The sequence below is a fragment of the Burkholderia sp. AU38729 genome (assembly GCF_020419725.1).
GTDB lineage: Bacteria > Pseudomonadota > Gammaproteobacteria > Burkholderiales > Burkholderiaceae > Burkholderia.
In genome coordinates this window covers 452,367-465,824 of record NZ_JAIZQO010000003.1, presented here as the reverse complement: position 1 = coordinate 465,824, position 13,458 = coordinate 452,367, and the positions used below count along the sequence as shown (strand labels likewise).

Here is a 13,458-nt window from a genome sequence, read left to right as displayed (position 1 = left end):
ATCAGGCGCCCGCCTTAACGGGCCGCCCGTGCCAGCGCAGCACGAGGTAGCGGCCGGCGAAACACAGCACGCCTGAAACGCCGATCGTCACGCCCATCGCGAACGGCGTGCCGTCCGCGAGTGCGCCGATCGCGACGCTCGCGAGCGCGCCGAGCGCCAGCTGCATCGCGCCGAACACGGCCGCCGACGCGCCCGCGTTGTGCGGATAGCGATGCATGAGGTCGGTCGTGCAGTTCGCCGACAGGATCCCGACCACGCCGACGACGAAGAACAGGCACACGACGATCGACCACAACCCGCCCCACCCCGTCAGCGCGACGAGCGCGACCGCGAGCGACGCGATGGAGCTCACGAGCGACGCGGCCGCGATGATGCGCAGCGAGCCGAGGCGGCCGACGAGCCGCGTGTTCGCGAAGTTGCCGATCATGATGCCGACGACGTTCAGGCCGAACAGCAGCCCGTAGTGCTGCGGCGACACGTGGAAATACTCGATGTACACGAACGGCGTGGCGGTGATGTACGAGAACATCGACGCGAACGCCATCCCGCCGCACAGCATGTGCCCCCAGGCGACGGGATCGGACAGGATGCGCCCGTACGACGCGAACGACGCGAGCACGGCCGCGCTCTTGCGTCGCTCCTTCGGCCAGGTTTCGGGCACGCGCAGGTACGCGGTCGCCGCGCATACCGCGCCGAACACGGCCAGCACGACGAACACGCCGCGCCAGCCGGAGAAGCGCAGGATCTGCCCGCCGATCAGCGGCGCGAGCAGCGGCCCGACCGCGGTGACGATCGCCACCATCGACAGCACCTTCGCCGCGTCGGTCGGCTCGTGCGCGTCGCGGGCGATCGCACGCGACAGCACCGACGCCGCGCCGGCGCCGAGCGCCTGCAGGAAGCGCACGAGGATCAGCATGTCGATCGATGTCGACACGAAGCAGCCGATGCTCGCGAGCGTGAACAGCGCGATGCCGCCGAGCAGCACGGGGCGGCGGCCCCACGTGTCGGACAGCGGGCCGTACAGCAGCATGCCGATCGAGAAGCCGGCCATGAAGCTCGTCAGCGTGCGCTGCGCGGCGCCGGCGCTGACGGAGAAGCCGGCGGCGATCGACGGCAGGCTCGGCAGGTACATGTCGGTAGCGATCGGCCCGCAGGCGGCGAGCGCGCCGAGCAACAGGATCAGCCGGGCATCGGGCCGGCGTCGGATGACGTGAGACATGGGTATCCGGAATGGAGCCCGCGCGCATCGGGGCGCGCGTGGCGGTGAAGACGGGAGGCCGCGCCGCGAACGGCACGCCCAGGCCCATGATTGTACGCGCAACTTTTTTACGTGCTGGCGGCGTGAATGTGCAGCGGGCCGAAAGGTACCGGCGTGGCGCCCGACACGCGGGATCGCACGCGGGAATTCGATTAAGCTTGCAGCGCCTCCCCTTCTTGTCTGACCAATCCGACGCCCGACCGAACCGATGACCGCTTTCCTGTTGATCTGGAGCCCCAAGAAATGGCCGTGGCCCGAACTGCCCGACGTCGCCGCGCGCGTGAAGGCCGGCGAGGCCGTGCATGACGTGTGGGGCTGCGGCTTCGCGCGCGGCATCCTGCCGGGCGACCGCGTGTTCCTGCATCGCGTCGCGAAGGAGCCCAAGGGCGTGTTCGGCTCCGGCTACGTGACGCGCGCGCCGTACGAGGTGCCCGATCCGTCGACGAAGCGCGGCTACCGGCTGTGCATCGACTTCGTGTACGACTGGCTGGTCGACGCGCACCAGGACGTCGTGATCGCGCGCGACGCGCTGCGGGTCCATCCGTACTCGGTGCAGACCTGGGATGCGCAGAGTTCCGGCACGGTGATCAAGCCGATGGTCGAAGGCCCGCTCGAGAAGCGCTGGGCCGAGCTGACCGGCAAGCGCAAGCCGCCCCCGTTGCCGGATCGATAACGGGGCCGAATCACCCCCTCTTCCTTCCCCGGCCCGCGCGATCCCGCGCGCGCCGATACGCCGCAGACCGCGCCGCGGGCTCGCCGCGCGCGTCTCCGGTACAATCGGACGATCGTTCCGCCCAGGCGCCGCGGCCCGTGCACAGGCCCCCGCGCCCTTCTCTCGCAGGTTTCGCTCATGTCCAACAATCAGATCCTCTTCGAACGCGCCCAGAAGACCATTCCCGGCGGCGTCAACTCGCCGGTGCGCGCATTCCGTTCGGTCGGCGGCACGCCGCGCTTCGTCGCACGCGCGCAAGGCCCGTATTTCTGGGATGCCGACGGCAAGCAGTACATCGACTACATCGGCTCGTGGGGCCCGATGATCGTCGGTCACGTCCATCCGGAAGTGCTGTCGGCCGTGCAGAACGTGCTCGCCGACGGCTTCTCGTTCGGCGCGCCGACCGAAGCCGAGATCGAGATCGCCGAGGAAATCTGCAAGCTCGTGCCGTCGATCGAGCAGGTGCGGATGGTGTCGAGCGGGACCGAGGCCACGATGAGCGCGCTGCGTCTCGCGCGCGGCTTCACGGGCCGCAGCCGCATCGTCAAGTTCGAGGGCTGCTACCACGGCCACGCGGACAGCCTGCTCGTGAAGGCTGGCTCGGGCCTGCTGACGTTCGGCAACCCGACGTCGGCCGGCGTGCCCGCCGACATCGCGAAGCACACGACCGTCCTCGAATACAACAACGTCGCCGCGCTCGAAGAAGCGTTCGGCGCGTTCGGCGACGAGATCGCCGCCGTGATCGTCGAACCGGTCGCGGGCAACATGAACCTCGTGCGCGGCACGCCGGAATTCCTGAACGCGCTGCGCGCGCTGTGCACGAAGCACGGCGCCGTGCTGATCTTCGACGAAGTGATGTGCGGGTTCCGCGTCGCGCTCGGCGGCGCACAGGCGTACTACGGGATCACGGCCGACCTCACCTGCCTCGGCAAGGTGATCGGCGGCGGGATGCCGGCTGCCGCGTTCGGCGGCCGCCGCGACATCATGGCTCACCTCGCGCCGCTCGGCGGCGTCTACCAGGCCGGCACGCTGTCGGGCAACCCGATCGCGGTCGCCGCGGGCCTGAAGACGCTGCAACTGATCCAGGCGCCCGGCTTCTACGACGCGCTCACCGCGCAGACCAAGCGCCTCGCCGACGGCCTCGCGGCCGAAGCGCGTGCGGCCGGCGTGCCGTTCGCGGCCGACTCGATCGGCGCGATGTTCGGCCTCTACTTCGCCGAACGCGTGCCGACCAGTTTCGCCGAAGTGACGAAGAGCGACGCCGAGCGCTTCAACCGCTTCTTCCACCTGATGCTCGACGAAGGCGTGTACTTCGCGCCGTCGGCGTATGAAGCCGGCTTCGTGTCGAGCACGCACGACGACGCGGTGATCGACGCGACGCTCGCGGCCGCGCGCCGCGCATTCGCGGCACTCGCTGCCTGACCCGGGGCCGCGCGCATGTTCTCGGACATCGATTTCGCCCACATGCAGCGCGCGCTCGCGCTCGCCGCGCGCGGCATGTATACGACGGCGCCGAACCCGCGTGTCGGCTGCGTGATCGTCAAGGACGGCGACGTGATCGGCGAAGGCTTCACGCAGCCGGCCGGCCAGGATCACGCGGAAGTGCAGGCGCTGAAAGATGCGCGCGCACGCGGCCACGACGTCGCGGGCTCGACCGTCTACGTGACGCTCGAGCCGTGCAGCCACTTCGGCCGCACGCCGCCGTGCGCGAACGCGCTGATTGAAGCGCGCGTCGCGAAGGTCGTCGCCGCGATGGAAGACCCGAACCCGCAGGTGTCGGGGCGCGGCCTCGGCATGCTGCGCGACGCGGGCATCGACGTGCGCTGCGGGCTGCTCGCGCATGAAGCGGGCGAACTGAACATCGGCTTCGTGTCGCGCATGACGCGCGGCCGCCCGTGGGTGCGGATGAAGACCGCCGCGTCGCTCGACGGCCGCACCGCACTGCCGTCCGGCGAAAGCCAGTGGATCACCGGCGAGCCCGCGCGCCTCGACGGGCACGCATGGCGTGCGCGCGCCTGCGCGATCCTCACCGGCATCGGCACCGTGCGTGAAGACAACCCGCTGCTGACCGTGCGCGGCATCGACACGCCGCGCCAGCCGCAGCGCATCCTGGTGGACAGCCGCCTCGACCTGCCGCTCGACGCGCGGCTGCTCGAAGGCGCGCCGCTGCTGATCTTCTGCGGCCAGCTCGACGCCGCCGGCGAAGTGCGCGCGAACGTGCTGAAGTCCCGTGGCGCGGAAATCGTGCCGATCGCGAATGCGCAAGGCAAGGTCGACCTGCCCGCGATGCTGGCGGCGCTCGGCGCGCGCGGCGTCAACGAGCTGCACGTCGAGGCCGGCCACAAGCTGAACGGCTCGCTGCTACGCGAGCAGTGCGTCGACGAATTGCTCGTCTACCTCGCGCCGAGCCTGCTGGGCGCCGATGCGGCCGGCATGTTCGACCTCGCCGCGCCGGCGAACCTCGACGCGCGTACGCGGCTGTCGTTCCACGGGTTCGAGCGGGTCGGCGACGATCTGCGGATCCTCGCGCGCTTCGCGCCACCCGACGCCGCGCACTGAACGGGATCGATCACGGTCGACGGCGTAAGCCTGACCGTCAACACGATCGACGATCGCGCGGGCGGCTGCGCGTTCTCGATCAACCTGATCCCCCATCCCATTTCGCGCCGCGCGTCGCCGGTCGAAGCCCCGACGCGTGCGCTCGTCGCGCGCCCACCTGCCCCGACAGCTGGCCGAATGGCCAACGACGCGCACGGGCCATGCCGCCGCGCTAAGATGCGACGACGGCGGTTCCGGCGCCGCAACGCACGGCGCGGCCGCTATTGGTCACCCTCTTCCTCAAGGAGTCGTCCCCATGTCCATTTCGATGTATCAGGCCTCGGTGCCTGTCCTGATTCGTGGCCTGACCAATCTTCAGCACATTCTCGGCAAGGCGCAGGCGCATGCGGCCGAAAAGCAGATCGATCCGTCCGTGTTCGTCGGCGCCCGCCTGTATCCGGACATGCTGCCGCTCGTCCGCCAGGTCTATATCGCGACCGACACGGCCAAAGGCTGCGCCGCGCGCCTCGCCGATGTCGAAATCCCGAGCTACCCGGACGTCGAGCAGACCTTCGACGAACTGCACGCCCGCATCCAGAAGACGATCGACTACCTGAAAAGCTTCGACGCCGCTCAGATCGACGGCAGCGAGGCGCGCCAGATCGTGCTGAAGATGCGCGTCGGCCCGATCGAGTTCACCGGCCAGTCGTACCTGCTGAACTTCGTGCTGCCCAACTTCTTCTTCCACGTGACGACCGCATACGACATCCTGCGCCACAGCGGCGTCGAGCTCGGCAAGCTCGACTACCTGGGCGGGCGCGACCAGCACGCGTGACGCGCGGCCGGGCAAAGCCCTGCCCGCGCCACCGTCCGCACGCGCATGCAGCCAATGCGCGGCGGCCCCGCCAGGCCTGACGCGCAGGCCGGCCGCAGCGCTTTCCGGAGCGCTCGCCGGGCGCGCGCGGTCCCCGCCAGCCGAAACGTCGTCCGGCTGGCGTAAAATACGCACTTTCCTCTTTCACGCCCCCTTATGACGCTCGCCTCCACGCTCGACATCATCGCCGAGCTGAAAGCCGGCCGGATGGTGATCCTGGTCGACGAAGAAGACCGCGAAAACGAGGGCGACCTCGTGATCGCCGCCGAATTCGTCACGCCGGAAGCGATCAACTTCATGGCCAAGTACGGCCGCGGCCTGGTTTGTCTGACGTTGACGCAGGAACGCTGCAAGCAGCTGCACCTGCCGCTGATGACCTACCGCAACGGCACGCAGTACGGCACCGCGTTCACGGTCAGCATCGAAGCGGCCGAAGGCGTGACGACCGGCATCTCGGCCGCCGACCGTGCGCACACGATCGCCACGGCGGTCGCGCATGACGTGCGCCCCGAGCACATCGTGCAGCCGGGCCACGTGTTCCCGATCATGGCGCAGCCGGGCGGCGTGCTCGTGCGCGCGGGCCACACCGAGGCCGGTTGCGACTTCACCGCGCTGGCGGGCCTCACGCCGGCCGCGGTGATCTGCGAGATCATCAAGGACGACGGCACGATGGCGCGCCTGCCCGACCTGATCGAGTTCGCGCAGGAACACAACCTGAAGATCGGCACGATCGCCGACCTGATCCAGTACCGCAGCCGCACCGAATCGATCATCGAGCGGATCGCCGAGCGCACGATGCAGACCGCGCACGGCACGTTCCGCGCGGTGCTGTACCGCGACCAGCCGAGCGGCTCGCCGCACATCGCGCTGGTGCGCGGCACGCCGTCGCCGGACGTCGATACGCCGGTGCGCGTGCACGAGCCGCTGTCGGTGCTCGACCTGCTCGAGACAGGCGTGTCGACGCACTCGTGGACGCTCGACGCCGCAATGCGCGAGATCGCGGAGCGCGACCTCGGCGTAATCGTGCTGCTCAACTGCGGCGACACGAAGGAACACCTGATCGACGTCTTCAAGGCGTTCGACGAGGAAGAAAAGGCCGCTGTGCTCAAGCGCCGGCCGGTTGATTTCAAGACGTTCGGCATCGGCGCGCAGATCCTGCGCGATGTCGGGGTCAGCAAGATGCAGGTGCTGTCGAATCCGCGCAAGCTGGGCAGCATGTCCGGCTACGGCCTGGAAGTCACGGGCTTCATTCCGATGCCCGGCGGCGAAGCCAAGTCCTGCCCGGCGTCCAACGCGTAACCCGCCACGGCGCTTTCGCCCTATAACCGTTCATCCACACCACGGACAAGATCATGGAAATCGGACAATACCAACCGAATCTCGAAGGCGACGGCCTGCGTATCGGCATCGTGCAATCGCGCTTCAACGAGCCCGTGTGCAACGGCCTCGCCGACGCGTGCGTCGAGGAACTGGAACGCCTCGGCGTCACCGGTGAAGACGTGCTGCTCGTGTCGGTGCCCGGCGCGCTGGAAATCCCGCTCGCGCTGCAGAAGCTCGCGGAAAGCGGCCAGTTCGACGCGCTGATCGCGCTCGGCGCGGTGATCCGCGGCGAGACCTACCACTTCGAACTCGTGTCGAACGAGAGCGGCGCGGGCATCACCCGCATCGGCCTCGACTTCAACCTGCCGATCGCGAACGCGGTCCTGACCACCGAAAACGACGAGCAGGCCGTCGCGCGCATGACCGAAAAGGGTCGTGACGCCGCACGCGTCGCCGTCGAGATGGCCAACCTGACGATGGCCCTCGACCAGCTCGGCGATGACGACGAGGACGAAGAAGAGGAAGACGACGAAGAGGAGCGCGCATGAAGAAGAGCGCCCGCCGACAATCGCGCGAGCTGGCGACGCAGGGGCTGTACCAGTGGCTGCTGTCGAACGCGTCCTCCGGTGAGATCGACGCGCAACTGCGCGGCGCGCTCGGTTACGACAAGGCCGACAAGGAGCTGCTCGACGCGATCCTGCACGGCGTGATCCGCGAGCACGCCACGCTCGTCGAAGCGCTGACGCCGTCGCTCGATCGCCCGATCGACCAGTTGTCGCCGGTCGAACGCGCCGTGCTGCTGATCGCCACGTTCGAGCTCACGCACCACGTCGAAACGCCGTACCGCGTGATCATCAACGAAGCTGTCGAACTCGCGAAGACGTTCGGCGGCTCCGACGGCTACAAGTACGTGAACGGCGTACTCGACAAGCTCGCCGCGAAGCTGCGCCCCGCCGAAACGCAGGCGCGCCGCAACGGCTGAACCCGTTGGTCCGGAACGGGCGCGCATGCGCCCGTTTTTTCTTTTGCCCCGCGTCCCTCGCCCTGCCCGCCCGATGAATACCGCCACCGATTCGCTCGTCAGACTCGCCGCACGCGTCGACGCGATCCAGCCCTTCTACGTGATGGAACTGATGAAGGAGGCACAGCGTCTCGAGTCCTCCGGGCGCGACGTTATCCACATGGGCATCGGCGAGCCGGATTTCACTGCGCCGGAGCCGGTCGTCGAAGCGGCCGCGGCCGCGCTGCGCCGTGGCGTCACCCAATATACGAGCGCGCTCGGCATCGCACCGCTGCGCGAGGCGATCGCCGCGCACTACGCACGCGCGTACGGCCTCACGATCAGTCCGGAACGGATCGTCGTGACGGCCGGCGCGTCGGCCGCGCTGCTGCTCGCGTGCCTCGCGCTCGTCGGGCGTGACGACGAGGTGCTGATGCCCGACCCGTCGTATCCGTGCAACCGGCACTTCGTCGCCGCGGCCGAAGGCCGCGCGGTGCTCGTGCCGAGCGGCCCGGATGCGCGCTTCCAGCTCACCGAGAACGACGTCCGCGCACGCTGGGGCGACCGCACGCGCGGCGTCCTGCTCGCGTCGCCGTCGAACCCGACCGGCACGTCGCTCGAACCCGACGAACTGAAACGGATCGTCGAAGCCGTGCGCGCACGCGGCGGCTTCACGATCGTCGACGAGATCTACCAGGGGCTCAGCTACGACGCGGCCCCCGTGTCGGCGCTGTCGTTCGGCGACGACGTCGTCACCGTGAACAGCTTTTCCAAGTATTTCAGCATGACGGGCTGGCGGCTCGGCTGGCTGGTGGTGCCGCCCGCGCTGGTCGGCACGTTCGAGAAGCTGGCGCAGAACCTGTTCATCTGCCCGTCCGCGCTCGCGCAGCACGCGGCGCTCGCGTGCTTCGAGCCGGCCGCGCTCGACATCTACGAAGCCCGCCGGCTCGAATTCAAGCGCCGCCGCGATTTCATCGCACCGGCGCTCGAACGGCTCGGCTTCACGGTGCCCGTGATGCCGGACGGCGCGTTCTACGTGTATGCGCACTGCGGCGGCGTCGCCCACCCGGCGGCCGGCGACAGCGCCGCGCTCACGACGGCGATGCTGCACGACGCGGGCGTCGTGCTGGTGCCCGGCATGGACTTCGGTGTCCATGCACCGCGTGACTATATCCGCCTGTCCTATGCGACGGCCTACTCGCGGCTCGAGGAAGCGGTCGACCGGCTCGCGACGCTGTTCGGGCAGCGCTGACACGCGGCCGGCGCGGCGGCCATTCCGCACCCCGCAAAAGCAAAAAGGCACCCGACTCGGGTGCCTCTTTCATGTCTTGCCGGCTGGAGCCGTGCGTGAGTTACGCGCCAAGCTCCGAACGATCGCCATGCGGCTGCTTCGCGGTATCGACGCTCGCGTCGTCCTGCGACGTGGCTTCCTTCGATGCCGTCGACTTCGCCGCCGTTTCGAGCGTCGCATGCACGCGCTTCGCGCCGCCTGCGGCTGCCGTCACGGCGGCGGCCGTGACGATCGGCTTCGCCGGCGCCTGCGGCGCATTGACGGGTACGCTACGACCCCGCGCGACGTCACGCAGACGACCGCGCTCGGCCATCACCTTCGAACCGTAGCCGTTGTCGTCGGGGTTCGTCGAGCCGTTGTACAGGCGCAGGCCGTTCGCAAGCGAGCCGCCGCGCGCGATGCAGTCCTTCAGCACGAGCGCGCCGACCTGGAGGTTCGCGAGCGGCTGCAGTGCGGTATCGGTGCCGCCGAAATACTCGAACTTGTCGGAATGAACCTTCGACATGACCTGCATCAGGCCCTTCGCACCGACGCCGCTCTCGGCGTACGGATTGAAGCCCGATTCGATCGCCATCACGGACAGCAGCAGCAGCGGATCGAGGCCGACGTCACGGCCGGTCTGGAACGCAGCCTTGACGAGCTGGCCGAGCGGCTCCTGCGCAACGCGGTAACGGCGCGACAGGTAGGTCGCGACGAGCGCCTGTTCGCGATTCGATGCGAGCGCACGGTCGTCACGCGCATCGGCCGCCACGCGTTGGGTCGGGATCAGCTTCGCCAGCGCGACGGGCGACGGGCCGTTGCGGGCCGGATCGGACGCATCGCCCTGCGCGGCGGCGGCTTCCGGTGCGACGTCGAGGCCGACCGCAAGTGCGTCCGTTTCGGGGCTGTTCTCTTCCTGCTGCGACTGCGCGCCGGCGGGCGCGAAGTTCGGCAGCGGATGGCCGGTCAGCAGACGGGCCGGGCCGGCTTGCACGGCGGCGGATACGACCGGCATCAGCTTCGCGGCGAGCGTGCCGCGGACGGTTGGCAGCAGCCACAGTGCAAGCGCAACTGCGACGGCGAGACAGCCGACAACGCTGAATAGATGGTGACTGACACGCGTCCCGCGACGCAGCATGCTGCGCACGAATTGCGCATGCTGCTCACTAGGACGCCACGATAACCAAGCGTTCATTCAGATCATCTCCCATGAACATGACTCGTGCGGCTCGCTCAGCTCGATGGCGAGACAGGTAACGCGCCGCGGAATCACGACGCCGCACGCTTTGGTTGGGGCGTGCAGACATCGGGGAAACGGTATAAGTACCGTTCGAGGCCACGGTGTAAGAGGGCCGGCACCTTCGCACATTGGGCGAGGCGGGCATACGCGGTGGCACCCACGCAAAAAACCAGCGTCTGGTGGCGCTGGCCGGGACTACGACTAAGGCCGTCGGATACGCCGTGCAGGATTCGGCGGACGGTGACGCGCTGCGTCAAAGATCGGTGATTGGCGGCTCGAAGCCTTTTACCCTGCAGCCAATGTGAGCGGATTCTAGCAGGGTTTTATAGATCGTCAACACTATAAAACATTGAAATCATAACAAAAAGTAATTTACCGGCACTCTTCAGAACGCAATCCCCGTGCCGTAGGGGGTTTGCGCGCGGTCGACTTTTTTCTCCGCCGGGCGGGCATGCGGCCGCGCGGGTAAAATCGTCGGTCGAATCGGGGTCGCAGCCGGCCGCTGCGCCCACCCATCGCTGCCCGCTTGGCGGGTGGCCCGGACCCTCTTCATGAAATACAAAGACTTACGCGATTTCATTCAGCGCCTCGAGGCGCTCGGCGAACTGCGGCGCGTCACGCAGCCCGTGTCGCCCGTGCTCGAAATGACCGAGCTGTGCGACCGCGTGCTGCGCGCCGGCGGCCCTGCGCTGCTGTTCAACGCGCCGACCGGCTACGACTTCCCCGTGCTCGGCAACCTGTTCGGCACGCCGCGCCGCGTCGCGCTCGGGATGGGCGTCGATGCGGGCGACGACGCCGCGCTCGATTCGCTGCGCGATCTCGGGCGCCTGCTGTCCGCATTGAAGGAACCCGATCCGCCGAAGAGCCTGAAGGACGCCGGCAAGCTGCTGTCGCTCGCGAAGGCCGTGTGGGACATGGCGCCGAAATCGGTGTCGTCGCCGCCGTGCCAGGAGATCGTCTGGGAAGGCGCCGACGTCGACCTGAACCGGCTGCCGATCCAGACCTGCTGGCCCGGCGACGCGGGGCCGCTCGTCACGTGGGGCCTGACGGTCACGCGCGGGCCGAACAAGTCGCGGCAGAACCTCGGAATCTACCGCCAGCAGCTGATCGGCCGCAACAAGCTGATCATGCGCTGGCTCGCGCATCGCGGCGGCGCGCTCGACTTCCGCGAATTTGCGCTGCAGAACCCCGGCAAGCCGTACCCGGTCGCGGTCGTGCTCGGCGCCGATCCGGCCACGACGCTCGGCGCCGTGACGCCAGTGCCCGATTCGCTGTCCGAATACCAGTTCGCCGGCCTGCTGCGCGGCAGCCGCACGGAACTCGCGAAGTGCCTGACGCCCGGCGTCGACACGCTGCAGGTGCCCGCGCGCGCGGAGATCGTGCTCGAGGGCTTCATTTATCCGCAGGAAGGCAGCCCTGCCCCGGCTCCGGCCGGCGCACCGCCGCGCCCGGCCGGCAATGCGTCCGCCAAGTACGAGCACGCGCTCGAAGGCCCGTACGGCGACCACACCGGTTATTACAACGAGCAGGAGTGGTTCCCGGTGTTCACCGTCGAGCGCATCACGATGCGCCGCGATGCGATCTACCACTCGACCTACACGGGCAAGCCGCCTGACGAGCCCGCAGTGCTCGGCGTCGCGCTCAACGAGGTGTTCGTGCCGCTGCTGCAGAAGCAGTTCACCGAGATCACCGACTTCTACCTGCCGCCCGAAGGCTGCAGCTACCGGATGGCCATCGTCCAGATGAAGAAGAGCTACGCGGGCCACGCGAAGCGCGTGATGTTCGGCGTGTGGAGCTTCCTGCGGCAGTTCATGTATACGAAGTTCATCGTGGTGGTCGACGAGGACGTGAACATCCGCGACTGGAAGGAAGTGATCTGGGCGATCACGACGCGCGTCGACCCCGTGCGCGACACCGTGATGGTCGACAGCACGCCGATCGACTATCTCGATTTCGCGTCGCCGGTGGCCGGCCTCGGGTCGAAGATGGGCCTCGACGCGACCAACAAGTGGCCCGGCGAGACCAGCCGCGAATGGGGTCGCCCGATCGAGATGGATGCGGCCGTGAAGGCGCGCGTCGACCGGCTCTGGCAGGAGATCGGTCTCTGACGCCCTGCGGCCGGCGCCTGCCGGCCCGTGGACTGTCGCCGCTACAAGAACAACGCAGATGACCTTTCCGCCCGCCTCCATGCTGTCCGACGGCTTCTTTCTGTCGCTGTCGCTGTGCCTCGACATCGGCCTCGTCAATGTCGCGATGCTGTCGCTGACGCTGTCGCACGGCTTCCGGCCGGGCTTCTGGCTCGGCATCGGCTCGTGCGTCGGCGATCTCGTCTATGCAGCGCTCGCGCTGGCGGGGATGGCCGTGCTGCTGCAGTTCGAGCCGGTGCGCTGGATCGTGTGGATCGGCGGCGGCGCCGTGCTGCTGTTCCTCACGTGGAAGATGGCGCGTGAAGCGCTCACGCCGACCAAGGCGGCCGGCGACGATGCCGCGGACACGCCGCCGCCGCGCGCCAGCGCACGGCGCAGTTTCCTGCGCGGGATGCTGCTCGCGATGTCGTCGCCGAGCGCGATCCTGTGGTTCGCGGCGGTCGGCGGCGCGCTGATCGCGAAGGCCGGCGCGACCACGCCGGCCACCGCATCGGTATTCCTGTCGGGCTTTTTCCTCGGCGGCCTCGCGTGGACACTCTTCATGTGCACGCTCGCAAGCCAGGGCCGCAAGCGCGCGGGCGCCGGGCTGATGCGCGCGTGTCACATCGCGTCGGCGCTGCTGTTCGCGTATTTCTCGTACAGCGTGATCGTCGGCGGCTACCGCGACCTGATCGTGCACGCGGTGTAATCGGAGTCGGCCTACCGACGTCTGGTGGCGGCTCCCAAGAAAAAACGGCGCAGCGTCCCTCGCGGGACGTTGCGCCGTTTTGCCACGCGCGGCCAGGCCGCGCGGCACGAATCAGCGACGCCAGCCGTGATGGCCCCAGCCGCCACCATAGTAGCCATGATGCCAGTACGGTCGGCCATAGTAGCCGCCGACGACCACGGCGGGCGGCGGCGCATAGTAGGCCGGCGCCGGAGCGTAATAGACGGGCGGAGGCGGCGGCGCGTAGTACACGGGCGGCGGCGGTGCATAGACGGGATACGCGGGCGCGACCGGGATACCGATGCCGACCCCGATCGACACGTGAGCCTGCGCAACGCTTGCGGCACCCAGGCCCAGCGCGGCGGCGGCGATGAACGGAATGAGCTTTTTCAC

Annotated in this window: 13 protein-coding genes and 1 pseudogene; 11 read left to right on the top strand and 3 right to left on the bottom strand. The window is 68.5% G+C overall.

The window, feature by feature from the left end; all coding sequences use genetic code 11:
* Nucleotide 1 precedes the first annotated feature (1 nt).
* Complete coding sequence (locus LGM56_RS11020) at nucleotides 2–1,219, bottom strand: Bcr/CflA family multidrug efflux MFS transporter (RefSeq protein WP_089494268.1); 1,218 nt, start codon at nucleotides 1,217–1,219, stop codon at nucleotides 2–4.
* Nucleotides 1,220–1,466: 247 nt separating this feature from the next.
* On the opposite strand from LGM56_RS11020, the gene LGM56_RS11015 reads away from it, so the two are divergent.
* From LGM56_RS11015 to LGM56_RS10975, 9 genes and pseudogenes are all read left to right on the top strand, one after another.
* Nucleotides 1,467–1,931 (top strand): hypothetical protein, encoded by a 465-nt coding sequence (locus tag LGM56_RS11015; protein ID WP_011351244.1) that lies wholly within the window; start codon nucleotides 1,467–1,469, stop codon nucleotides 1,929–1,931.
* 177 nt (nucleotides 1,932–2,108) lie between these two features.
* The gene (gene hemL / locus LGM56_RS11010) at nucleotides 2,109–3,392 is read left to right on the top strand and encodes a glutamate-1-semialdehyde 2,1-aminomutase (RefSeq protein ID WP_226204562.1); all 1,284 of its coding nucleotides are present in this window, start codon (nucleotides 2,109–2,111) and stop codon (nucleotides 3,390–3,392) included.
* A gap of 15 nt (nucleotides 3,393–3,407) precedes the next feature.
* Entirely contained in the window at nucleotides 3,408–4,529 is a 1,122-nt protein-coding gene (ribD, locus tag LGM56_RS11005) for a bifunctional diaminohydroxyphosphoribosylaminopyrimidine deaminase/5-amino-6-(5-phosphoribosylamino)uracil reductase RibD (RefSeq protein ID WP_226204560.1), read from the top strand.
* A gap of 3 nt (nucleotides 4,530–4,532) precedes the next feature.
* Nucleotides 4,533–4,631, top strand: a pseudogene (locus tag LGM56_RS11000) (riboflavin synthase); the annotation flags it as partial.
* 193 nt (nucleotides 4,632–4,824) lie between these two features.
* Nucleotides 4,825–5,343 (top strand): DUF1993 family protein, encoded by a 519-nt coding sequence (locus tag LGM56_RS10995; RefSeq protein ID WP_069247362.1) that lies wholly within the window; start codon nucleotides 4,825–4,827, stop codon nucleotides 5,341–5,343.
* A 195-nt stretch (nucleotides 5,344–5,538) separates the two neighbouring features.
* Nucleotides 5,539–6,681, top strand: a complete 1,143-nt coding sequence (gene ribBA, locus LGM56_RS10990) for a bifunctional 3,4-dihydroxy-2-butanone-4-phosphate synthase/GTP cyclohydrolase II (RefSeq protein WP_089439431.1) — start codon at nucleotides 5,539–5,541, stop codon at nucleotides 6,679–6,681.
* 53 nt (nucleotides 6,682–6,734) lie between these two features.
* A complete protein-coding gene (gene ribH, locus LGM56_RS10985; protein WP_039371042.1) occupies nucleotides 6,735–7,250 on the top strand; it encodes a 6,7-dimethyl-8-ribityllumazine synthase in 516 nt (171 codons plus the stop codon).
* Nucleotides 7,247–7,684: a transcription antitermination factor NusB gene (nusB, locus tag LGM56_RS10980; protein ID WP_021157083.1), complete on the top strand. Its 438-nt coding sequence runs from the start codon at nucleotides 7,247–7,249 to the stop codon at nucleotides 7,682–7,684. Before ribH ends, nusB begins: the two co-directional genes overlap by 4 nt.
* 73 nt (nucleotides 7,685–7,757) lie before the next feature.
* Entirely contained in the window at nucleotides 7,758–8,954 is a 1,197-nt protein-coding gene (locus LGM56_RS10975; RefSeq protein ID WP_226204559.1) for a pyridoxal phosphate-dependent aminotransferase, read from the top strand.
* A 100-nt stretch (nucleotides 8,955–9,054) separates the two neighbouring features.
* Here the strand turns inward: LGM56_RS10975 and LGM56_RS10970 are convergent, their stop codons facing one another.
* Nucleotides 9,055–10,167, bottom strand: a complete 1,113-nt coding sequence (locus LGM56_RS10970) for a transglycosylase SLT domain-containing protein (protein ID WP_226204557.1) — start codon at nucleotides 10,165–10,167, stop codon at nucleotides 9,055–9,057.
* A 596-nt stretch (nucleotides 10,168–10,763) separates the two neighbouring features.
* On the opposite strand from LGM56_RS10970, the gene LGM56_RS10965 reads away from it, so the two are divergent.
* A complete protein-coding gene (locus LGM56_RS10965) occupies nucleotides 10,764–12,320 on the top strand; it encodes a UbiD family decarboxylase (RefSeq protein ID WP_089472310.1) in 1,557 nt (518 codons plus the stop codon).
* Between the two features lie 58 nt (nucleotides 12,321–12,378).
* The gene (locus LGM56_RS10960; RefSeq protein WP_089494262.1) at nucleotides 12,379–13,047 is read left to right on the top strand and encodes a LysE family translocator; all 669 of its coding nucleotides are present in this window, start codon (nucleotides 12,379–12,381) and stop codon (nucleotides 13,045–13,047) included.
* Nucleotides 13,048–13,158: 111 nt separating this feature from the next.
* On the opposite strand, the gene LGM56_RS10955 is transcribed toward LGM56_RS10960, so the two are convergent.
* Nucleotides 13,159–13,458 (bottom strand): hypothetical protein, encoded by a 300-nt coding sequence (locus LGM56_RS10955; RefSeq protein ID WP_089494261.1) that lies wholly within the window; start codon nucleotides 13,456–13,458, stop codon nucleotides 13,159–13,161.